Genomic DNA, 20,362 nt, shown 5'->3' with positions numbered 1-20,362 from the left:
ACGGGGCTTGGCGACATGGCCGAGCCCTGTTACCGTTCCGCTGTTCAGAAACGGATCCGGCCCCGCTGCATGCGTCACACGCTTCCCATCGCCCCGCAGTTCTACGTGACCGCGCCGCAACCCTGCCCCTATCTTCAGGGCCGTATGGAGCGGAAGCTGTTCACGGCCCTTCAGGGCGAACATGCCGAGAAGCTGAACGACGCGCTTTCCAAACAGGGATTCCGGCGGTCCCAGAACGTGCTCTATCGCCCCTCTTGCGCCGATTGCACCGCCTGCCTCTCGGCGCGAATCCGGGTTGCCGATTTCAGCCCGAGTCGGAGTCAGCGCAAGACGCTGCGCCGCAACGGCTCGATGGTGCGCAACGCCACGTCTCCGTGGGCGACGGAGGCGCAATATGCGCTCTTCCGCCGCTACCTCGACAGCCGTCACGCCGATGGCGGCATGGCCGACATGGACATCTTCGAATTCGCGGCGATGGTCGAGGAAACCCCCGTCCGGTCAAGGCTGGTGGAATACCGCGATGCCGGACTCGTCAAGGAGGGCCATCTGGACACCGGAGACCTCGCCGCCGTCTGCCTGACCGATGTGCTCGATGACGGGCTGAGCATGGTCTACAGCTTCTACGAGCCGAGCCTCGCGCGGCGCTCGCTCGGAACCTACCTGATCCTCGACCATATCGAGATCGCCCGCGCCGCCGGGTTGCCCTATGTCTATCTCGGCTACTGGGTGCCGGGCAGCCCGAAGATGGGGTACAAGGCCGGCTTCGACGCGCTGGAGATCTACAAGGGCGGCCGCTGGCAGTCCATCGGCGACCCGGAAACCCACATGGAAGAGACCCATCCCCTCTCGGTGGACCCGATTGCCGAGCAGGTTGCCCGGATCACCCTGCCCGACAGCCGCCCTACCAAGGGCTGACCATGCCATTCCTGTCCGCCGTCACGTTGGTGGTGCCGGACTATGACGCCGCGATTGCATTCTTCGTGGATGGCCTCGGCTGGGCTCTGCTCGAAGACATTCCCCAGGACGGAAAGCGCTGGGTCACCGTTGCACCCGAGGGCGGTCAATGCCGTCTCGTCCTGGCGCGCGCCGCCACCCCGGCACAGCAGGCGGCCATCGGCAACCAAACCGGAGGCCGGGTGAGCCTGTTTCTTCAAACCGACGACTTCGAAAGGGATCGCCGCCGTCTCGAAGCCGCTGGCGCCCGCTTTTGCGAAGAACCACGACGGGAGAGCTACGGAACCGTCGCCGTCTGGGAAGACCCCTTTGGCAACCGCTGGGATCTCGTCGAGCCCACGCGGCCCCACGAGTAGAACGACCACGGGCATCCGCACAACGAAAACGCCGCCCGGAGGCTCATCCGGACGGCGAAGTTTTGTGGATAGCGTATTGTTATTATGACATCATTCCGGAACGACGTGACCGGTGGGCTTTGGCGTGTCGCCCGTCTCCGCCGGTAGCACCGGATAGACGACCTCTGGCATATCCCCCGTCAGAGTGCCGAGGAACGCGACGATCTTCTCGATGTCGCCATCCTCCATTTCCGCCCCGAGCTGCGACATGGACATGATCTGCACCGCTTCCTTCAATCCCCAGACCTTGCCGGAGTGGAAGTAAGGCGCCGTCTGGTCAATGTTGCGCAGCGGCGCGGCACGGAACACGTACTCATCATCGGCCGTCTCGGTCACGGCGAAGCGGCCGACATCGCCTTCCGGCAGAACGTCCGCGCCCGGCTTCTCGATCAGGCCGAACGGATAGTAATCATGCCCACCGACGTTCACACCGTTGTGGCATGCGACGCAGCCGTGATCCATAAACAGCGCAAGCCCCGCCTGTTCGGTCTCGTCGAGCGCACCGTCGTTCCCGTTCAGGAAGGAATCGAACGGCGACGGCGTGACCAGCGTCACCTCGTAGGCCTCGATCGCCTTGGCGAAATTGTCGAAGGTGATGGGGTCTTCCTCGTCCGGGAACGCCGCATCGAACCAGTCGACGTATTGCGGCATGGATTTCAGCGTCGCAATCACGTTCTCCGGCGTGTTGGCCATCTCCACGCCCGCCTGAACCGGTCCCTTCGCCTGTGCCTTGAGATCCTCGGCGCGACCGTCCCAGAACTGCGCGACGTTGAAGACGGAGTTCAACACGGTCGGCGCATTGCGGGGCCCCTTCTGCCAGCCATGGCCAATCGAGGTCTCAAGGTTGTCGTCTCCACCGGTTGCCAGGTTGTGGCACGAGTTGCAGGAGAACACGCCCGAAGCCGACATGCGCGGATCGAAGAACAGCGCCTTGCCCAGGTCGATCTTTTCCGGCGTGACGATGTTGTCCGCCGGTGCCATCAACGTCGATGGCAACGGTTCGAAGTACTCCAGCGCCATCTCACGCAATTCATTTGCGGCAAGCGGTCCGCTCAGGACACAGGTCATTGCGGTGGTGGCTACGAGGAAACGTCGCATCTCTGGCTCCGATTTAGAGTGGTTCTAGGTTCACTCATTGAGCCATAAAAATTCGCGTTACTTTGACCTGTGTCATTGTGGGGGTAATAAATCATATTTCATATACATAATAAAATCTGTCATGAATACGCATTCCCCTACGCGTCGGCGGCGAAGCCAGAGCCAACATCGTCATGCCTATCGCATGGAACGGGACGTGTGCGTCAGCCGGTGCCGAAATCGCGTTGCGTTCCGGCACCAGCCGCGTCCTTAACCGGGCGGATTACGACTCCGGCGTGTACCAGATCGGCGCCGTGTAGGCACGTTCCGTTGTGGTCATCGGCACCTCGTCCGGCATCGTCACGCCGAAGCGCTTTGCCTCGTACGCCGTCCACCGCGGAGTCGGTATCTCGATCACACGCGCATAGTAAAAGGCCCGCAACGCCGGATCGAACTCCGGGTCCTGCCAAACGCCAACCAGCTCCGGCGCCCCGATGGTGTTCGTCCAGACAGCATTGGCCACATCCACGGTGTTGCCAACGTCCGGAAGCTTCCCGTCGGCGTCCAGAGCGCGATCCCCCGACCAGACAACGTTGTAGACCTTTTCCTGCGTCTCGCCGCCGGCATCGACCCATCCCTTGACGATCTGTATGCGGTCGAGATTGCCCGAAAACTGGTCCCGCAGGGCCGCGACAAGGAACGTCGGCGCACCGCCCTCGGCGGCCATGGGGAGGTTCCCGCCCATCGGCACGCCCTTCTGGTACCCCACATCGGCCGGAAGGCGGGTTTGTAGATCCGCGTCCGTGAACTCCCAGCCGCCGAAGAACCGCACGATCATCCGCGATCCCGTGGTCGCATAGGTTTCGCGGCGCATCATCGCATCAAAGATCGCGGCCCGCGTGTTTTCCTTTGCCCAGACCGCGCCGAGGCCGCCGGCCGCCTGCTTCCAGCCGTAGATCGTGAGGTCGGGGTCAGGCGCCTCGATCACCACGTGCTCCCAGCGGTTCGGCTCGGGCTCCACGCCCGAGTGCTTGCCAAAGAAGTTTTCCTCGGCCGCCGTCGCCATGCCCGTATGTGAATCGGTCGCACCGACCATGCCGAATTTGAACGGATTCACACCGAGTTCCTGCTCGATCTTCATTCCACGCTTCAACGCCTCGCGCGCGTATTCGCCGGCGAGCATTTCCGGCTCCTTCACCTCGGTCCCGTTCAGGTTGGCTGCATCCCAGCTATCGAAATCGGCGAATTCGTCGTCGGGCGACAGGAACGGATGCGCCTCGCCGTCTCCCTTGATCTGGGTCGCCTCGTAGAGCGGTTCGAACCGCGCCCGCGCCTCTGCGATCTCGACCGTCAGCGGCGAGCCGTCGTAGGCATTCATGGAGAACATGCGCCCGTTCGACAGGTTGCCGTTGTGGGCGATTGCCAGAACCTCGCCGCTTGTCCGCGCCTCGTATTCCGCCAGATAGGTCCACAGGTCTTCGGGGTTCTTGCTGTCATACTGGGAGAACGGACGGGTCTGGTTTGCCCGGATCGAGTCATCGCGGAACAGCACGTTGCGGTGCAGGTTGTTCGCGCCCTCCGTGGTGTACTCGTACCCGATGATCGCGCTGAAGACGCCGGGTTCGTTGTACCGGTCGGCAAGTGCCGTGTAATCCTCCCAGGCGTGCCTGATTGCCCTGGGGTTGTCGATCGGAGCCACGTCCCCCGACAGCGACGCGACGATCTCCATCGCGGTATCGAAGGCCAGCTGCGGATCGCCGGCGGTCAAGGCGTCGTACCAGGCCCGCCCCTGCTCGCTTGAGAGCACCTCGGGATCGCCGGCCAGCAATTGCGGCATGAGCCCATACATCTCCGCATGATCCGAAACCACCAGCCAGTCGAGCGGCCGCGACAGCTTGGCCTTCAGCCCATGGGTGGTCGTAACCTCCTCGCCCCGAGCAAAGCGGAAGGCCTGCTCCTGCGAGAGCCGGGTCATGGTGCCCGCGTCGACGGAAACCATCGTGTGAAGGTGGGAATCCCCCCACAGCGGGGTCATCAGGAAATCCCTGCCTGCATAGGGCGAGAAATGATCGTCTGACAGGTTTTCTTCGACCTTGCCCTGATCGTGGGCGAATTCGTTTGCCGTCGCAGGCGACTGGCCCACCGCAAGGGCGAATGCGCCCACCGTTATCAATTGTGCTGCATAAAAAGACTTGAGCATGACCGACCTCCCCATCGTTCATCTGCAACCAAGTTTCGCGGCGGCAGAAACAAGCCGCCTCGGCAAGGGTACCAGCGCCCCCGCCATTCACAAAATCATTCCGGCCGCGCCGGTTCGACCGCCTGCTGCGGCGATCTCGGACGCCATCGCGGCCCCCATGCTGCGAAAGATTATTCCAATCGGGGGAGCACCTGCGTCACTTTATCCGCAAAAGCCGTTGACGCCCTCGGAAGAGGCACCTAAGGTCGCCCGCACGAAACGAAAGGAATCCCCGAGAATGGCCAGCATTCTTGTACTCGTAGGAGAAAGGCGCATGGGCCGGTAACGGTTGACCATAACGGTACCCCATGCGCCCTCGTTCTACGGACGGGGGTTTTTTATTGCCGCGATGCCTGAAGATGGAGAAAGACGATGGCGCAGCAGATGACCGGAGCAAGAATGGTGGTCCAGGCCCTGAAGGACCAGGGCGTGGACGTCGTATTCGGCTATCCCGGTGGCGCCGTCCTTCCGATCTATGACGAGATTTTCCAGGATCAGGGCATCAAGCATATCTTGGTGCGCCACGAACAGGGCGCGGCCCATGCCGCGGAAGGCTACGCACGCTCCACCGGCAAGCCCGGCGTGGTGCTGGTCACATCCGGCCCCGGCGCCACCAATGCCGTCACCGGCATCACCGATGCGCTGATGGATTCGATCCCGATGGTCGTCCTGTCGGGCCAGGTGCCCACCTTCATGATCGGCTCGGACGCCTTCCAGGAGGCCGACACCGTCGGCATCACCCGTGCCTGCACCAAGCACAACTGGCTGATCAAGGACACCGAGGACCTGGCTGGTACGATCCACCAGGCGTTTCACGTCGCCACCTCCGGCCGCCCGGGCCCGGTGCTCATCGACATCCCCAAGGATGTCCAGTTCGCCTCCGGCACCTACGTCGGACCGAATGAAATCAAGCCGGGTCACTACCAGCCCCGCGTCAAGGGCGACACCGAGATCATCACCGATCTGGTCGCGGCAATCGAGACGGCGGAACGCCCGATCTTCTATACCGGCGGCGGGGTGATCAACTCCGGCAAGGTTGCCAGCCAGCTGCTGCGCGAATTCGTGGAGGCAACGGGCTTCCCGATCACCTCGACGCTGATGGGCCTGGGCGCCTATCCGGCCTCCGGCGAGCACTGGCTGGGGATGCTGGGGATGCACGGCCTCTACGAGGCCAACCTGGCGATGCACGGCTGCGACCTGATGATCAATGTCGGTGCGCGGTTCGACGACCGCATCACCGGGCGCATCGCGGATTTCAGCCCCCATTCGGTGAAGGCCCATATCGACATCGACCCAAGCTCGATCAACAAGGTGATCCGCACCGATTTCCCGATCATCGGCGATATCGCGCATGTGCTGGAGGACGCCCTGCGGATCTGGAAGGCCCGCGGCCGCAAGGTGAACAAGGCCGGACTGGCCAAGTGGTGGGCGCAGATCGAGGAATGGAAGGCGGTCAACTGCCTCTATTTCAAGAACTCCGACAAGATCATCAAGCCGCAGTACGCGATCCAGCGTCTGGAAGCGCTGACCAAGGGCCACGACCGCTACATCTGCACCGAGGTCGGCCAGCACCAGATGTGGGCGGCGCAGTTCATGGGCTTCGAGGATCCGCATCGCTGGATGACCAGCGGCGGCTTGGGCACGATGGGCTATGGCCTGCCTGCCTCCGTTGGCGTCCAGGTGGCGCATCCCGAGGCCCTCGTCATCAACGTGGCGGGCGACGCAAGCTGGCTGATGAACATGCAGGAGATGGGCACGGCGGCGCAATACGACCTGCCCGTGAAGCAGTTCATTCTGAACAACGAGCGTCTGGGCATGGTGCGCCAGTGGCAGGAACTGCTGCATGGCGAGCGCTATTCGCACAGCTGGTCCGAGGCCCTGCCCGATTTCGTCAAACTGGCCGAGGCCTTCGGCGGCAAGGGGATCCAGATCTCCGACCCCGCCGACCTGGACGACGCGATCATGGAGATGATCAACTACGATGGCCCGGTGATCTTCGACTGTCTGGTCGAGAAGCACGAGAACTGCTTCCCGATGATCCCGTCGGGAGAGCCGCACAACAACATGCTGCTCGGCGAGGCATCCACCAAGGATGCCATCGGATCGTCCGGTGCCGTGCTGGTCTGACATGCGATAAGGGGGGTGCCGGCCAACCGGCGCCCGCCCACGCCGGCCGTGTGGCGCCGGTCGTACGTTTTGGGCCCCTGAAGCCTTCCCTTCCCGCTCCGCTTGCGCGAAGAAACCCTATGACGCAAAAGACCCTTTCCCTCCCCGAGGCGCTCAAACGCGCGCAGGCGCTTTCCCGCAAGCCGGATGGCCATGCCGAAGCCGCTGCGATCTATCGTGCCATCCTGAAGCGTGTGCCCGACCATCCCGAAGCCCGCAGCGAACTGGCCCGCCTGTCCGATGCGCTGGCCTCCGGGCTCCAGGCGGAGCTGGACGAAATCCGTGCCCTGTTGAACAAGGCACGCTGGCCGGAGGCGCAATCGGCGCTCGAAGCGCTCTTGCGTGCCAGTCCGCGGGTTCCGCTTGCGCATAATCTGCTCGGCATCGTTCACGCACAGCAGGGGCACCGAGGAAAAGCAATCGACGCCTTTGCCCGCGCCGTGGAAATCGCCCCCGAGTTCGCCGAGGCACATAACAACCTCGCCACCGCCCTGCGCCAGGCCGGAAAACCGGACATGGCGTTGATCCCGGCCCGGCAAGCGACCTCGCTTGCGCCGACCAACCCCGCGTTCCGCACGGTGCTTGCCCAGGTGCTCGCCGATCTCGGCCGGCAGGCAGAGGCCGTCGAGGCCTACGAAACCGCACTTGCCGCGTCGCCCGGCCTTCTGGCCGCTCACGAGGGATTATGCCGGCTCCACGAGTCGGCGGGAGACCTTGCCGCCTACCGAGGCGCCATCGAGCAGGCGGAGGCGTCGATGGACGCACCGCACCCCGCGATACGCCTGCACAGGGCAAAGCTCCTGTCTCGGGAGGGCGCGGACGATGCGGCCGTCGAGGAGCTTCAGCGGATACGCCCGGAAGCCCTGCCGCCGGAGATGCGCGCCACCCGGAGCGAGTTGCTGGGTTCTCTCTATGACCGGCTCGGCGAAAGCACGGAGGCTTTCGAAGCCTTTTCCGAAGCGAATGCCATTGCGGCCCGAACCGCCGTGACCGGAACCGGCGCAGACAACCCCTATCTCGCCACGCTGGAGCAGCGGATTGCCGACGTTGCCGCGCAATCCGGACGGCCATGGCCCACGTCCGCTGGCAACGGAACCCCGCCGCCAGTCTTTCTGGTTGGCTTCCCGTGTTCCGACACCGGTCTCGTTCGCAGCGTTCTGCGCGCGCACCCGGACGTGACGGTTGTCGAGAAGCAGGATCTGTTGCGCCCGGTCCGCCAGTCTCTTGGGGCGACCACGGCGCTGTCCGATCTCGCGGCACTCACCGACGACAGGATCGCCGCCGCGCGCGCGGCCTATTTCACTGCCTTCGACGCAGCTTCGAAGACGCCAGCCGCGGGCATTCGGATCGACGGTATGTCACTCAACCTCGGAGAGGCGGCGCTGATCCACAGGCTGTTTCCCACGGCCCGCTTCCTGTTCACACAGCGCCACCCCTGCGACTGCGTCCTGAGCGCCTTCATGCAGCATTTCCGCTCCAATGGCGCCACGGACAATTTCCTGACGCTCGAGGGAACCGCGCGGGTCTACGACCAGCTCATGACACTCTGGACTGAAACCGTTGAACTCCTGGACCTGCCGGTTGAGGAGATCCGCCTCGACGCCGCCCTGGAGGACCAGCGAAGCGCCATGGAACCGGCGCTGGCAGCGCTTGGCGTCAGCTGGGATGCGAGCTTGCCGGATCAAACCGCCGGAGCGGGGCCGCAGGTCATCACCGACCGCTGGCGCCGCTATCAACGCCAGATGCAGGATGTTCTGCCGCTGTTGGAGCCCTGGATCGCGCGCTGGGGATATGACGCATGAGCCGCCAGACCGAAGAACACATCACCGACGCGATACACGCAACGCGCGCCACAGACGAGGAAAGAACATGTCGCCACTGAAGATCAAGCAGGGCTCGTCGAAACACTCGGCCTACGATCTGCGCAATCCCAATGCGGAAGTCATCGAGACCCACACCCTCGCCGTTGTCGTGGACAACGAAGCCGGGGTGCTGGCGCGTGTCATCGGGCTCTTTTCCGGCCGCGGCTACAATATCGAAAGCCTGACGGTGGCGGAGGTCGACCACACCGGCCACCGCTCGCGGATCACGATCGTCACCACCGGCACGCCCGAAGTCATCGAGCAGATCAAGGCGCAGCTGGGGCGGCTTGTTCCGGTCCACCGGGTGCAGGACCTGACCACCGAGGGCCCCTCCGTGGAGCGCGAGCTGGCCCTCCTGAAGGTCACGGGAAGCGGGGACAAGCGGGTCGAGGCGCTTCGTCTGGCCGATATCTTCCGCGCGAATGCGGTCGATTCCACGCTCGAGAGCTTCGTATTCTCCATTGCCGGATCGCCCGAGAAGATCGACGCGTTCATCGAGCTGATGCGCCCGCTCGGCCTGGTGGAGACCGCCCGTACCGGCGTGGCCGCCCTGACCCGCGGGTCCGCGTAGCGCCTGGGCAAGTGCTGGCGGCGTCCTGGGCGCTCAGAACATCACGTCGCCCGCGTTCAGATCGGCGAGTTCCACGCCTTCGAGGATGAGCTTGTCGCCGGTCGACAACGTGATCCTCAACCCGGCGCTCGTGTCTTTGGCCGCAGCCTCCACGGCCGCGAAATCCGTCAGCAATGCGCCGCTCAGATCGAGCCGGTCGGTCCCCGGCACGAAATCCGCCACGGTGTCCCGCCCGTACCCGGTCGCGAACACGAAGGTATCGGCATCGCGCCCGCCGATCAGCCGGTCGTTCTTCTGCGCGCCGTCCAAAGTGTCCATGCCGGCCCCGCCGTTCAGCAGGTCGTTCCCCTTGCCGCCGGCGAGCACGTCATTTCCGCTGCCGCCGTTCAGCGAATCCTCCCCGTCGCCGCCGTCCAGCCGGTCGGCGCCCGCCTTACCGTCGATGACATCGTCGCCGGCGCCGCCGAACACGGTGTCGGCCTGACGCCCGCCGTCGATCCTGTCGTTGCCGCTGCCTGCCTTGACCGTATCGGCGCCGTCGCCGCCGCTGATCGTATCCTTGCCGGCGCCTGTGACGATGTCGTCCTTTCCCGCGCCTCCATCCACGGTGTTGGCGCCGCCGCCTGCGCGGATCACGTCGTCGCCCGCGCCCCCGTCCACGACATCGCTTCCCCAGCCGAGCGTGATCTCGTCCGCGCCGGCACCGCCCTCGACCCGGTTGGCGCCGTTGCCCGCACGGATCACGTCATTGCCGTCGCCGCCGTCTATGTCGTCGGCCCCGGCCCCGGTGCCGATCTCGTCCGCACCGTCCCCGCCGACGACGGTGTTTTCCCCTTCGCCGGCCTCGATCACGTCGTTCTCCGCGCCGCCGTCGATATCGTCGTCGCCACTGCCCGTGGTTATCCGGTCTTCGCCCGCGCCACCGCCGATCACGTTGGTCCCATCGCCGGCGCGGATCACGTCGTCTCCGCCGCCGCCATCGATCACGTCATTGCCCGTGCCGGTGTCGATCTCGTCGTTTCCCGCGCCTCCCAGAACCGTGTTGTCGCCATCGCCAGCGTCGATGACATCGTCATCCTCGCCGCCGTCGATCCAGTCACGGCCGATACCGCAGATGACGCGGTCCACACCGGCCCCGGCCCAGACGGTGTTCCTGCCGTCACCCGCCTGGATATCGTCATTCCCCCAGCCCCCGTTGATCGAATCGTCACCCGCAGCCGTGATCAGCGTGTCGTCGCCATTTCCCCCGAGGATGGAATTGGCGCCGCCCCCTGCAGAAACCCTATCGTTCCCATCGCCGGCATCCACCTCGTCGTCGCCGGCGCCGGACGTGATCTGGTCGTCTCCCGCACCGCCGCCGATCACGTTCGCACCACTGCCGGCGCGTATGATGTCGTGCCCGTCGCCGCCAGCGATACTGTCGTCGCCGCCCGACGTGTCGATGACATCTGCGCCAGCACCGCCCGTCACGTTGTTGTCACCGCCGCCGGCGTCAATCTCGTCGTCGCCGGAACCGCCGTCGATCACGTCACCGTCGTCGCCGCTCCGGATTCGATCATCGCCCGACCCGCCGGATATCTCGTTGGCCCCGTCCCCGGCATCGATCTCATCGGCGCCATCGCCGGCGTCCACGTCATCGGCCCCGGAACCGGACAGGATGGAATCGTCACCGAAACCGCCCTTGATGACGTTGCGCCCGTCCCCGGCATCTATCGTGTCGTCATCCGCCCCCCCGTCGATGTCGTCGTCGCCTGCACCGCTCACGATCACATCGTCGCCGCTGCCGCCGATCACAACATTCGCGCCCTCGCCCGCGTCGACCGTGTCATCGCCGGCGCCGCCCTCCACCCGGTCGTCGTCGGCCCCGCCGAAGATCGTGTCCCGCCCGTCGCCGCCGGTCAGTGTGTCGGCGCCATTGCCGCCTCGCAACGAGTCGTTCCCGTCGCCGCCCGTTACCGTGTCGTTGCCGTCACCGCCCCGCAGGTCGTCGTCTCCGTCGTCGCCCGACAGGGCGTCGTCCCCGTCGCCGCCCTGCAACGCATCGTCTCCGGCGCCGCCAGACACCGCATCCATGCCGGCACCGGCATCGATGGTGTCCTGACCGTCGTTTCCATCCACTTCGTCGTCGCCATCCCCGGCGAAGACCACGTCGTCGCCCGCGTCGCCCATGATCAGGTCTGCTCCGGCACCGGCGTGGATCGTGTCGTCGCCATAGCCACCCCAGAGCGTCTCCGCCCCGTCTCCGCCGAACAATTCGTCGTCGCCGCCATTGCCGCGCACCAGATCGCCGCCCCCGTTGCTGACGATCCTGTCGGCGCCGGCTCCGCCGCGAAACCACTCGTAGGCGGCGGTGCCTGTCAGGACGTCATCGAACCGCGAGCCCCTCACGCCCTCGATGGAGGTGATCGTATCGCTGCCGGATCCGCCCGTGTCCTGCGTGGCCGAGGCCGCCCCGACCTGCACCGTGACGGCGTCCGGGGCGTCGGAGTAATCGATCCTGTCGAACCCGTCGCCGCCGTCAACGCTGTCGTCGCCGTGGCCCGGCCGCAGCCAGTTGTCGCTCCCGTTGCCGGTCAGCACGTCGTCGAACGCGGTGCCGAGAAGTCCCTCGATCAGGATCAGGATGTCGCCATCGGCATCTCCGCCGGTCGCGGTGCCCGCCGCAAGGTCGATTTCGACACCGTCTTCCGAACCCGCGTAGCTCACGCGGTCCGTACCGTCGCCTCCATCGAGCCTGTCCGCCCCCGCGCCGCCGGAAAGCAGGTCGTTTCCCGCCTCGCCCGCGAGCGTGTCGTCGCCATCGCCGCCCACGAGGCTGTCGGCATTGTCACCCCCGGTGAGCGTATCGTTCCCGGCATCCCCCATGAGGGTGTCGTCGCCTGCTCCCCCGGTCAGAACGTCGTCGCCGCCGTCACCGCGTAGCGTGTCGTCACCACTTCCACCGACAATCGTGTCACGTCCGTCACCGCCGATCACCACGTCGTTCCCGGCGCCTGCGTCGATCTGGTCGGCCCCCGCGCCACCGTCCACGAAATCGTCGCCGTCACCGGCCTCCACCAGGTCGTTGCCCCCGGCGCCAAAGATCAGGTCATTCCCCTCGTAGGCGTAAAACGTGTCGTCCCTAGACGTCCCGGAGAGCAAATCGTCCTCGTCGTCGCCGTGATAGAGCGTGGGGACATCGATGCCCGACGTGTAATTCAGTATCCCCGACAAGCGCGACTCGGGGATGCCCACCATCATCGTCGAAGCCAAGGAGCCGGAGAGGACGGCGAGCGTCGATTGCAGTTCCGACAGGTCGTAGGATTGCACGGCGAAATAGACGATGGAGGCGCTCTCTCCCGGTTCAAGCGTCACGGTGTACTCGAAGATCAGGTCGTCGTTGCTCAGAAGCGTGTAGTCGGGCGCGCGCGTTCCGTCGCTGAATGCGATCCCGACCATCGGATCGCCCGCCGCGTCGCCGTCGTCGGTGACGATTGTCGTGTCGTCGGTGCCGAAGGCCGCGTCCCCCGATGACGTGGCAACCACCTCCGTGGCGTAGTTCGACCCCAGGTCGGTGCGTACGGAGAATGTGACCGTCTGAACGCTGGCGCCGGTATTGGTCGCCGTGTCGACGTATCGCGCCCAGCCGGACAACGTGGGGACGTAGAGGCTGCGCTCGAAGGCGATCGTCGCACCCGATTGCGTCGATGCGCCGGAAATCGTGATCTGCCGCCCGCTCTCCGAGGTCGCATAGGTATAGGCATACGGCATGTAGAACAGGTCGAAACCGGAGTCGAAGGCGTCGTTGGTCCCGTCGCCGATCCGCCCGTCGTTCCACATGTCCCAGACGAAACCGCTGCCGTCTGTCAGCGTCTGCGGAAAACTCGCCATACCCTGTCCGTTCTCACCTGTCGGGGGAGGTCGGCTGGCGCAAGCCCGGCCCACCGTCGCAGCCCAGTGGCTCTACGGATTTTGGTTAACGAAGGGAGTTTACCATATTCTTAATCTTGGCCACGTCCGGCGACGCGCCGCTTCCGCGCCTGCGGAGGCTTCCCGTCAACTCCCACCGATCGCGGCGGCCTCCGCCATCGCGGGCCGGATCTTGTTTTCCAGGATCGACGGCGTGATCGGCCCGGCGAACCGCAGCACGACGGTTCCGTCGGGGGCGAGCACGAAGGTCTCCGGGCTGCCGTAGACGCCCCAGTCGATGGCGGTGCGCCCGTCCGGATCGGCCCCCGACAGAACGTATGGGTCGCCCAGCCCGGCGAGGAAGCCAAGCGCCTTCGGCTCGGTATCCTTGTAGTTCACACCGTGAACCTGGACCCCCTCCTCTGACAATTGCATGAGCTGAGGATGCTCGGCGCGGCACGGGGCGCACCAGCTGGCCCAGAAGTTGACCAGCGTCACCTCGCCATTCCGAAGCGCCGCATCGTCGAGCAACGGGCGGTCCGCAAAGGGCTCCAGCTGCATCGCCGGCGCCGGTTTTCCCTTGAGCGCCGTCGGCAGGGAATCCGGGTCTTCCCGAAGCATCCCCGCGTAAAACAGCCCGGCCACCGCGAGGAAGATCGCCGGCGGTAGGATCATCAGGGGCGACACCTTAGCCATTCTGCGCAGTCTCCTTTGGTTCCGCCGAAGCGCCGTTTGCCGCGTCAGTGCCTGCGTCGGTGCCTGCGGCGGCGGCGGTAGCTGCGGCCAGTCTTGCCGCTTCCACGTCATGCAGCAACGCACGTGTCCGCGATGACTGCCGGATCGACACGATCACCAGCACGGCAATCAGCCCCAGCGACACGGCATAGGCCGACAGCACTTCGACGGTGTATTTTCCCAGGTCCGGCATCATGCCATGCGCTCCCGCGCAAGCAACGCCTTCAGGCGGCGCGCCCGCACCTCGGTGCGCGTACGCAGCAGCAGCAGCGTCACGAAGAGCCCGACGAACCCGGCAATCGAGATCAGCAGCGGCCAATAGAACACGTCCGAAACGTTCTCTTCCTTGTCGAGCGACAGCGACGCGCCCTGATGCAGCCCCTGGTTCCAGAACACCAGCGCGTAGCGGCTGAGTACCGCGAAGACCGATCCCACGATGCACAGAACCGAGGTCAGCTCCGCCGCCGTGTCCGGGTTCTCCACCGCGGCCCACAGCGCCATGTACCCGAGGTAGAACAGGAAGAGGATCAGGAACGAGGTCAGCCGCGGGTCCCAGGCCCACCAGGTGCCCCACATCGGTTGCCCCCAGATTGCGCCGGTCGCTAGGGCGATCACCGTCATCGTTGCACCGATCGGGGCCGCCGCCTTCGCCGCGAGCGCGCTCACGTGGTGCCGCCGGATGAGCCACACCAGCGAGGCGATCAGCATCATCAGCCAACAGTTGATCGCCACCATGGCCGCCGGCACATGGATGTAGATGATCTTGACCGTGGCCCCCTGCCGGTAATCGTCGGGCGTGAAGAAGTACCCCCAGATCAACCCGATTGCGAGCGCCGCCGCGGTACCCGCCACCGCGAATGGCAGCAGTGCGCCCGACAGGGCCATGAACTTGCGGGGGTTCGCATATTCCCAGAGTGACATGGGGGCTACCTAGTCTTTCGATTCGATCTGCTCAAGCGAGCCTACATGCAGGATTTCACCGCAGGTTGATGCGGATTGCCGCAGCCGACGCGAAGGGCAGCAGCGCGACCGTGGCAAGCGTGATCCCCGCCAGCAGCGCCAGCGGCGACGACAGGGCCATGCCCTCCGCGCCGCGCCGCGCCACCTCCGCCCCGAAGATCAGCGTCGGCACGTAGAGCGGCAACACGATGAGCGACAGCAGCAACCCGCCGCGCTTGAGCCCGACGGTCAACGCCGCGCCGAATGTGCCGACCACCGACAGCGCCGGCGTGCCGATAGCAAGCGACAGGGTGAGCCAGAAATACCCGCCCGCCGGCAGGTTGAGCAGCACCCCGAGCGCCGGGGCCGCAAGCGTCAGCGGCAGGCCGGTGGTCAGCCAATGCGCGAAGGCCTTGACCGCCGCCACCCCCTCCATCGGGATCGGCGCGGTGGCCAGCAGTTCCAGCGCACCGTCCTCGTAATCGAGCGCCAGGATGCGATCCAGCGACAGCAGGCAGGAGAGCAACGCCCCGAGCCACAGGATACCTGCCGCGATGGTCGCCAGCTTTGCCGGTTCCGGCCCGACCGCAAAGGGCGTCAGCGTCACCACGATCAGGAAGAACGCCAGCGCCAGCCCGAAACCGCCGCCCGCCCGCACCGAGAGCGCAAGGTCGCGTTTCAACAGCCCGATCACAGGAACGCCTCGTGAAAATCGTGGTCCTGCTCCGGCGGCGCGGCCTTGTAGGGGGCAAGGTTCAGCACTTCGGCCCCCTCCAGCCCAAGGTCGATGTGCGTCGCGATCACGGCGCTGCCACCGGCGGCAAGATGCTGCCGGACAGAGGCCGCGAAGAGCGCCACGCTATCGGCGTCGAGCGAAACCGTGGGCTCGTCCAGAAGCCAGATGGAGCGTCCGGTCACCGCCATCCGCGCCAGCCCGAGGCGCCGTTTCTGCCCGGCAGAAAGGCTCCCCGCAGGCCGCTCCCGCAGGGACGCGAGGTTGAACCCGGACAACGCCGCCTCGACCTCCCGCATACCGTGAAGCCGCGCCCAGAACGTCAGGTTCTCCTCGACACTCAGCGTCGCCTTGTTGCCATCGGCATGGGAGGCATAGGCCATCGCCTCTGGCCCCGGTGTCATCTCTCCGCCATCGGAGAGTTGCAGCCCCGCGAGCGTGCGCAGAAGCGTCGTCTTGCCGATTCCGTTCGGCCCCCGCAGAACCAGCGCACGACCGGCAGGCACCTGGAAGCACACGCCCTCCAGCACCCGCATTCCGCCCCGCACGACGGCAAGATCCTCGACACGCAACTCCATGATCCGCCCTTACCCCAGCCTCGTCCGGGAAGAAAGTGCGCCATCGCGTCCCGGCGCGGCGGCCGGCCAGTCGGCGGTCTCCCGGCCGCGATTCCCGCTCAAAGCGCCAGCACCGCCGCGGCGACGCGCCGCCCCTCGCCGAGAAGCACGTTGTAGGTGCGGCAGGCCGAAGGTGTCGGCATGACCTCCACGCCAATACCCACCGCCTCCAGCGCGGACCGGAAGGCGGCCGGCGCATGGACCGTCTCCGCCCCCGTTCCCACCAGCACGACGTCGATCTCTGCTGCCAGCGCGGCGACGGACGCGGAGTCGTCAAACCCGCCCCAGCCGCGCACCGATTGTGAAACCGCGAGCACATTGCCCTCGTGCACCTGGCCGCCAATGCGGAAAAAGCCCGGCCCGTATCCTTCGAACGGGACGGCATCGGGATAGGTGACTTCGCTCAGTTCCATGGCTCTCTCATCCGGCTAGCTGGGACAGGACCGCCGAGGCGGCGATAATCCCGTAGGCGCTCAACCGATACAGGCGCGCACGCGCGGGGTCAAAGAACCACGTGCCCAGCAGGCTCCCGGCAACATAGGGCGGGATGAGCAACAGCCCGATGGCGACAGCGGTCGGGTCGAGCAGGCCGCGCAGCTGATAGGTGACAACCAGTATCCCCGCGTAACACAGCAGGAACAGGATCGTGTTGCCGCGAATCTGCTCGGGGCGGTACTGGCCGCTCATGAAGGCGAGGATCATCGGCGGCCCGGGCAGGCCCGTCAGCCCGCCCATCAGCCCCGCCGCGCCGCCGATCCCAGCAAGCGCGGGCCGCCGGAACGTGATGCTATGGCGCCAGCCGGAGATCAGGATCGTCAGCAAGCCGAGCGATACGCCGGCGGCAACGCGGCGGAACAGGTCCGGATCGATCTGTTCCAGCAACAGGATCGCGAAGGGAAAGACAACGACGCATCCGAGCGCCATCACGCCAACATCCTGCCCGCTGCCGTCCCGCAAGGCGCGCGGGACGAGCGGCAGCGCCCCGACGATATCCGCCACGGTGATCGCCACCAGAACCCAGATCGGCGGCAGGATGGTGGCGGCTAGCGGGATGAAGACGAGCCCGACGCCGAACCCGGCAAACCCCCGTACGACGCCGCCAATCGCGATGATGAGCATGAGCCAGCCCAGCCCCGGCTGCGCCAGGGCGGCCGACAATGCCTCAGGCATCCACGTTTGCGAATTGCGTGCCGCCGCCCTGGCTGGGCTTGGACCAGTCGCGCTTCACCCCGAGGCGCAGCAGCACCGGCGCGGCCACGAAGACCGACGAATAGGTACCCACGATGATGCCCCAGATCATCGCGAAGACGAATCCCCGGATCACGTCGCCGCCCAGGACATACATCGACACCAGCGCGATCAGCGTGGTCACGGAGGTCATGACCGTCCGGCTCAGGGTTTCGTTGATCGACAGGTTCAGGACCTGCTTGAGATCGAGTTTCTTGTAGCGGCGCAGGTTTTCGCGCACCCGGTCGAACACGACCACCGTGTCGTTGAGCGAATAGCCCACGATGGTCAGAAGCGCCGCGATGATGGTCAGGTCGAAACGGATCTGCAGCAGGCAGAAAATGCCGATGGTGAGTGTGATATCATGGATCAGCGCCACGACCGCGCCGACCGAAAACTGCCATTCGAACCGCAGCCAGATGTAGAACAGCACCGCCGCGATGGCGAGCACCACCGCGAGAATCGCCGTCTGCACCAGCTCGCCCGACACCTTCGGCCCGACACTCTCGACCGACGGGAAGGTGATGTCAGGGTCCACCGACCGCAACGCCGCCTCCATCGCCTGGATGGTCTCCGGCGTCACCGCCTCGTGGCCTTCCTGCTGCTGGATCCGGATCTGCGAGACGTTCTGATCTTCCTCGAAGGTCGCGTCGAACACCTCGGTGATCGAGACATCGCCCAGGTCCAGCGGCGTGAGCGCCTGGCGATAGGCCCCCACGTCCACGGCGTTCGTACTCTCGGTGCGGATCGTCGTGCCGCCCAGGAAGTCGATGCCGAAATTCAGCCCCACGGTGAAGAACAGCACCACCGAGACCACCATCGCCAGCATCGAGGCGCCGAAAGTGGCGGACACGTACTTGAAGAAATCCCACTTGGTTTCGGAGGGAACGAGTTTCAGGCGCATCTCAGACCTCGATTGTCTTGGGCCGGCGGCGGTCGTACCAGGTCACGATGATCAACCGCGTCACGTAGATCGCGGTGAAGACCGAGGTGATGATCCCGAGCGCCAGCGTCACCGAGAAGCCGCGCACCGGGCCGGAGCCGAGCGCAAACAGGATCACCGCGGTGATGAAGGTGGTGATATTGGCGTCGATAATGGCGCTGAGCGCCTTCTCGTAGCCAAGCTCGATGGCCCGGCTGGGGCCGCGCGCCGTCTTGAGTTCCTCGCGGATGCGTTCGAAGACCAGCACGTTGGCGTCCACCGCCATCCCCACCGTCAGCACGATCCCCGCGATACCGGGCAGCGTCAGCGTGGCCCCGATGATCGACAGCAGGCCGAAGATCAGCCCCACGTTGATGATCAGCGCGATATTGGCGAAGATCCCGAAGAGCCCGTAGCTGAGGAACATGAAGACCAGCACCGCCGCGAAGGCGACGATGGTGGCGATCCGGCCTGCCTCGATGGAATCCTGCCCGAGTTCCGGGCCGATGGTCCGCTCCTGAAGGAAGATCATCTCCGCCGGCAGCGCACCGGCGCGCAGCAGCACGGCCAGCTCGTTCGAGCCCTCGACGGTGAAATTGCCGGTGATGATCCCGGAGCCGCCCGGAATGTGATCCTGGATGACCGGGGCGGAAATCACCTCGTTGTCGAGCACGATGGCGAAAGGCGAGCCGATGTTGTCGCGCGTGTAATCCCCGAACTTCCGCGCGCCGGTGGGGTTGAACCGGAAATTCACTGCCGGCCGGCCGTTCTGGTCGAAACTCGGCTGCGCGTCGGTCAACTCCTCGCCGGAGACCACATGGCTCTGCTCGACGACGTAGAAAACGCCCTCCTCGTCCATCGACGGCAGCAGCAGGTTCCGCGCACCGGGGTCGGCGTCCGGGTCAGTGGTGCGGCTCACCACCGGGTGAAAGGTCAGCTTCGCCGTCGTCCCGATCAGGCTCTTGAGTTCGTCGGCCGAACCGATGCCCGGCACCTGGATCACGATCCGGGATTCGCCCTGGCGCTGGATCGAGGGCTCCCGCGTGCCCACCTCGTCGACCCGGCGGCGCACGATCTCCACGCTCTGCTGCACCGTGCGGTCGTCGGTGGCGCGCTTCTCGGCCTCCGACAGGGTCACGATCAGCACGTCGCCCTGCCCGGCCACCTCGATGTCGTTCGAGCCGACCCCGGTCAGGCTCAGCGTCGGCCGGGCAAGCCCGCGCACGACCTCCAGCGCCCGCGCCATGCCGTCGGGATTGGCAATCCGCACGTGCAATTCGTCTGCCGGCCCGTCGATCCGCCGGATCGCACCCACCGTGTCGCGCTCCTCGCGCAGCGCGTCGCGCACATCAGGCCACATGCCGTCCAGCCGGTCGGCATAGACATCGGCCACCTGCACGTCCGCCAGCAGGTAGGCGCCGCCCCGCAGGTCGAGCCCGAGGTTCACCAACCCCGAGGGCATCCACCCCGGCCAGCCCGCGGCATCGGCGGCCAGCTCCGGCGTCTCGCCGGCGGCCTCGATGGTCTTGACCGCGTCATTGTGAAGTTCGACCCGGCCATAAAACAGGTTGGGCACCGCCATGAAGAGAATCACGGCCGTAACGCCCCAGATCAGGAGGCGTTTCCAGAATGGGATGTGCAGCATGGGAAGGCTCGCCCTTCAGCGCGTTTACTTGCTCTCGACGGCCGGTTCGGTCTTGGTCAGAACCTGCGCCACAGTGCTGCGCACGACGCGCACCTTGACGCCCTCGGCAATTTCGACCTCAAGCTCGTTGTCGTCCTTCACCTTGGACACCTTGGCAATCACGCCGCCCTGGGTCACGACCTGGTCGCCCCGGCGCAGCTCGCTCACCATCTTCTGATGTTCCTTCACCTTCTTCTGCTGCGGACGGATCAGCAGGAAATACATGATGGCGAAGATCAGGATCAGCGGCAGGAACTGCATGATGGCGCCGCCACCGGCGCCTCCGGCAGCCTGGGCATAGGCAGGCGATGCGAACATGGGACTCCCCTCGGTTGGACATGCGGGGGGCTTCC

19 protein-coding genes are annotated in these 20,362 nt (G+C 65.6%); 6 read left to right on the top strand and 13 right to left on the bottom strand.

Going from position 1 to position 20,362, the window contains the following annotated elements:
• Positions 1 to 69: 69 nt before the first annotated feature.
• Together ARC39_RS11780 and ARC39_RS11775 are read left to right on the top strand one after the other, a co-directional pair.
• Positions 70 to 915 (top strand): arginyltransferase, encoded by an 846-nt coding sequence (locus ARC39_RS11780; RefSeq protein ID WP_068114671.1) that lies wholly within the window; start codon positions 70 to 72, stop codon positions 913 to 915.
• A gap of 2 nt (positions 916 to 917) precedes the next feature.
• Positions 918 to 1,310: a VOC family protein gene (locus ARC39_RS11775; protein ID WP_068114669.1), complete on the top strand. Its 393-nt coding sequence runs from the start codon at positions 918 to 920 to the stop codon at positions 1,308 to 1,310.
• Between the two features lie 90 nt (positions 1,311 to 1,400).
• On the opposite strand, the gene ARC39_RS11770 is transcribed toward ARC39_RS11775, so the two are convergent.
• Both ARC39_RS11770 and ARC39_RS11765 read right to left on the bottom strand, forming a co-directional pair.
• Entirely contained in the window at positions 1,401 to 2,447 is a 1,047-nt protein-coding gene (locus ARC39_RS11770; protein ID WP_068114667.1) for a cytochrome-c peroxidase, read from the bottom strand.
• 262 nt (positions 2,448 to 2,709) lie between these two features.
• Positions 2,710 to 4,626 carry a DUF3604 domain-containing protein gene (locus tag ARC39_RS11765; protein WP_068114666.1) on the bottom strand — a complete coding sequence of 639 codons (1,917 nt, stop codon included), beginning with the start codon at positions 4,624 to 4,626 and terminating at the stop codon, positions 2,710 to 2,712.
• Here ARC39_RS11765 and ARC39_RS25605 point away from each other — a divergent pair.
• From ARC39_RS25605 to ilvN, 4 genes are all read left to right on the top strand, one after another.
• Positions 4,625 to 4,951 (top strand): hypothetical protein, encoded by a 327-nt coding sequence (locus ARC39_RS25605; RefSeq protein WP_149866400.1) that lies wholly within the window; start codon positions 4,625 to 4,627, stop codon positions 4,949 to 4,951. The genes ARC39_RS11765 and ARC39_RS25605 overlap by 2 nt on opposite strands.
• 86 nt (positions 4,952 to 5,037) lie before the next feature.
• On the top strand, positions 5,038 to 6,792 hold the full coding sequence (locus tag ARC39_RS11760; protein ID WP_068114663.1) for an acetolactate synthase 3 large subunit: 1,755 nt from the start codon (positions 5,038 to 5,040) through the stop codon (positions 6,790 to 6,792).
• A gap of 119 nt (positions 6,793 to 6,911) precedes the next feature.
• Complete coding sequence (locus ARC39_RS11755; RefSeq protein WP_068114661.1) at positions 6,912 to 8,633, top strand: tetratricopeptide repeat-containing sulfotransferase family protein; 1,722 nt, start codon at positions 6,912 to 6,914, stop codon at positions 8,631 to 8,633.
• 67 nt (positions 8,634 to 8,700) lie between these two features.
• Positions 8,701 to 9,264, top strand: coding sequence for an acetolactate synthase small subunit (gene ilvN / locus ARC39_RS11750; RefSeq protein WP_068114659.1), 564 nt, complete (start codon positions 8,701 to 8,703; stop codon positions 9,262 to 9,264).
• A gap of 33 nt (positions 9,265 to 9,297) precedes the next feature.
• Here the strand turns inward: ilvN and ARC39_RS11745 are convergent, their stop codons facing one another.
• The 11 genes from ARC39_RS11745 to yajC all read right to left on the bottom strand — a co-directional run bounded on the left by ARC39_RS11745 (position 9,298) and on the right by yajC (position 20,327).
• A complete protein-coding gene (locus ARC39_RS11745; RefSeq protein WP_068114657.1) occupies positions 9,298 to 13,134 on the bottom strand; it encodes a calcium-binding protein in 3,837 nt (1,278 codons plus the stop codon).
• Between the two features lie 165 nt (positions 13,135 to 13,299).
• On the bottom strand, positions 13,300 to 13,848 hold the full coding sequence (locus tag ARC39_RS11740; RefSeq protein ID WP_078059219.1) for a DsbE family thiol:disulfide interchange protein: 549 nt from the start codon (positions 13,846 to 13,848) through the stop codon (positions 13,300 to 13,302).
• The gene (locus ARC39_RS26490; protein ID WP_078059218.1) at positions 13,841 to 14,083 is read right to left on the bottom strand and encodes a heme exporter protein CcmD; all 243 of its coding nucleotides are present in this window, start codon (positions 14,081 to 14,083) and stop codon (positions 13,841 to 13,843) included. Before ARC39_RS26490 ends, ARC39_RS11740 begins: the two co-directional genes overlap by 8 nt.
• Positions 14,080 to 14,808 (bottom strand): heme ABC transporter permease, encoded by a 729-nt coding sequence (locus tag ARC39_RS11730; RefSeq protein WP_068114654.1) that lies wholly within the window; start codon positions 14,806 to 14,808, stop codon positions 14,080 to 14,082. The genes ARC39_RS26490 and ARC39_RS11730 overlap by 4 nt, the downstream gene beginning before the upstream one ends.
• 55 nt (positions 14,809 to 14,863) lie before the next feature.
• Entirely contained in the window at positions 14,864 to 15,520 is a 657-nt protein-coding gene (gene ccmB / locus ARC39_RS11725; protein WP_068114652.1) for a heme exporter protein CcmB, read from the bottom strand.
• A complete protein-coding gene (gene ccmA / locus ARC39_RS11720; RefSeq protein WP_068114650.1) occupies positions 15,517 to 16,137 on the bottom strand; it encodes a heme ABC exporter ATP-binding protein CcmA in 621 nt (206 codons plus the stop codon). The genes ccmB and ccmA overlap by 4 nt, the downstream gene beginning before the upstream one ends.
• Positions 16,138 to 16,235: 98 nt before the next feature.
• Entirely contained in the window at positions 16,236 to 16,589 is a 354-nt protein-coding gene (locus tag ARC39_RS11715; protein ID WP_068114648.1) for an Mth938-like domain-containing protein, read from the bottom strand.
• Between the two features lie 7 nt (positions 16,590 to 16,596).
• Entirely contained in the window at positions 16,597 to 17,346 is a 750-nt protein-coding gene (locus tag ARC39_RS11710) for a sulfite exporter TauE/SafE family protein (RefSeq protein WP_068114646.1), read from the bottom strand.
• Positions 17,339 to 18,307, bottom strand: coding sequence for a protein translocase subunit SecF (secF, locus tag ARC39_RS11705; RefSeq protein WP_068114645.1), 969 nt, complete (start codon positions 18,305 to 18,307; stop codon positions 17,339 to 17,341). The genes ARC39_RS11710 and secF overlap by 8 nt, the downstream gene beginning before the upstream one ends.
• Position 18,308: 1 nt before the next feature.
• Positions 18,309 to 19,970 (bottom strand): protein translocase subunit SecD, encoded by a 1,662-nt coding sequence (gene secD, locus ARC39_RS11700; protein WP_068114643.1) that lies wholly within the window; start codon positions 19,968 to 19,970, stop codon positions 18,309 to 18,311.
• Between the two features lie 24 nt (positions 19,971 to 19,994).
• The gene (yajC, locus tag ARC39_RS11695; protein WP_068114641.1) at positions 19,995 to 20,327 is read right to left on the bottom strand and encodes a preprotein translocase subunit YajC; all 333 of its coding nucleotides are present in this window, start codon (positions 20,325 to 20,327) and stop codon (positions 19,995 to 19,997) included.
• Positions 20,328 to 20,362: the final 35 nt, after the last annotated feature.

This window comes from Tropicimonas marinistellae (assembly GCF_001509585.1).
Classification (GTDB): Bacteria; Pseudomonadota; Alphaproteobacteria; order Rhodobacterales; family Rhodobacteraceae; genus Tropicimonas; species Tropicimonas marinistellae.
Note: the sequence above shows the minus strand (reverse complement) of the source record. Positions and strands in the feature narration are given on the sequence as shown.

Coding starts and splice junctions, on each gene's coding strand:
- ARC39_RS11780 (WP_068114671.1), top strand. CDS start 70: ATGCGTCACACGCTTCCCATCGCCCCGCAGTTCTACGTGACCGCGCCG.
- ARC39_RS11775 (WP_068114669.1), top strand. CDS start 918: ATGCCATTCCTGTCCGCCGTCACGTTGGTGGTGCCGGACTATGACGCC.
- ARC39_RS11770 (WP_068114667.1), bottom strand. CDS start 2,447: ATGCGACGTTTCCTCGTAGCCACCACCGCAATGACCTGTGTCCTGAGC.
- ARC39_RS25605 (WP_149866400.1), top strand. CDS start 4,625: ATGACCGACCTCCCCATCGTTCATCTGCAACCAAGTTTCGCGGCGGCA.
- ARC39_RS11765 (WP_068114666.1), bottom strand. CDS start 4,626: ATGCTCAAGTCTTTTTATGCAGCACAATTGATAACGGTGGGCGCATTC.
- ARC39_RS11760 (WP_068114663.1), top strand. CDS start 5,038: ATGGCGCAGCAGATGACCGGAGCAAGAATGGTGGTCCAGGCCCTGAAG.
- ARC39_RS11755 (WP_068114661.1), top strand. CDS start 6,912: ATGACGCAAAAGACCCTTTCCCTCCCCGAGGCGCTCAAACGCGCGCAG.
- ilvN (WP_068114659.1), top strand. CDS start 8,701: ATGTCGCCACTGAAGATCAAGCAGGGCTCGTCGAAACACTCGGCCTAC.
- ARC39_RS11745 (WP_068114657.1), bottom strand. CDS start 13,134: ATGGCGAGTTTTCCGCAGACGCTGACAGACGGCAGCGGTTTCGTCTGG.
- ARC39_RS11740 (WP_078059219.1), bottom strand. CDS start 13,848: ATGGCTAAGGTGTCGCCCCTGATGATCCTACCGCCGGCGATCTTCCTC.
- ARC39_RS26490 (WP_078059218.1), bottom strand. CDS start 14,083: ATGATGCCGGACCTGGGAAAATACACCGTCGAAGTGCTGTCGGCCTAT.
- ARC39_RS11730 (WP_068114654.1), bottom strand. CDS start 14,808: ATGTCACTCTGGGAATATGCGAACCCCCGCAAGTTCATGGCCCTGTCG.
- ccmA (WP_068114650.1), bottom strand. CDS start 16,137: ATGGAGTTGCGTGTCGAGGATCTTGCCGTCGTGCGGGGCGGAATGCGG.
- ARC39_RS11715 (WP_068114648.1), bottom strand. CDS start 16,589: ATGGAACTGAGCGAAGTCACCTATCCCGATGCCGTCCCGTTCGAAGGA.
- ARC39_RS11710 (WP_068114646.1), bottom strand. CDS start 17,346: ATGCCTGAGGCATTGTCGGCCGCCCTGGCGCAGCCGGGGCTGGGCTGG.
- secF (WP_068114645.1), bottom strand. CDS start 18,307: ATGCGCCTGAAACTCGTTCCCTCCGAAACCAAGTGGGATTTCTTCAAG.
- secD (WP_068114643.1), bottom strand. CDS start 19,970: ATGCTGCACATCCCATTCTGGAAACGCCTCCTGATCTGGGGCGTTACG.
- yajC (WP_068114641.1), bottom strand. CDS start 20,327: ATGTTCGCATCGCCTGCCTATGCCCAGGCTGCCGGAGGCGCCGGTGGC.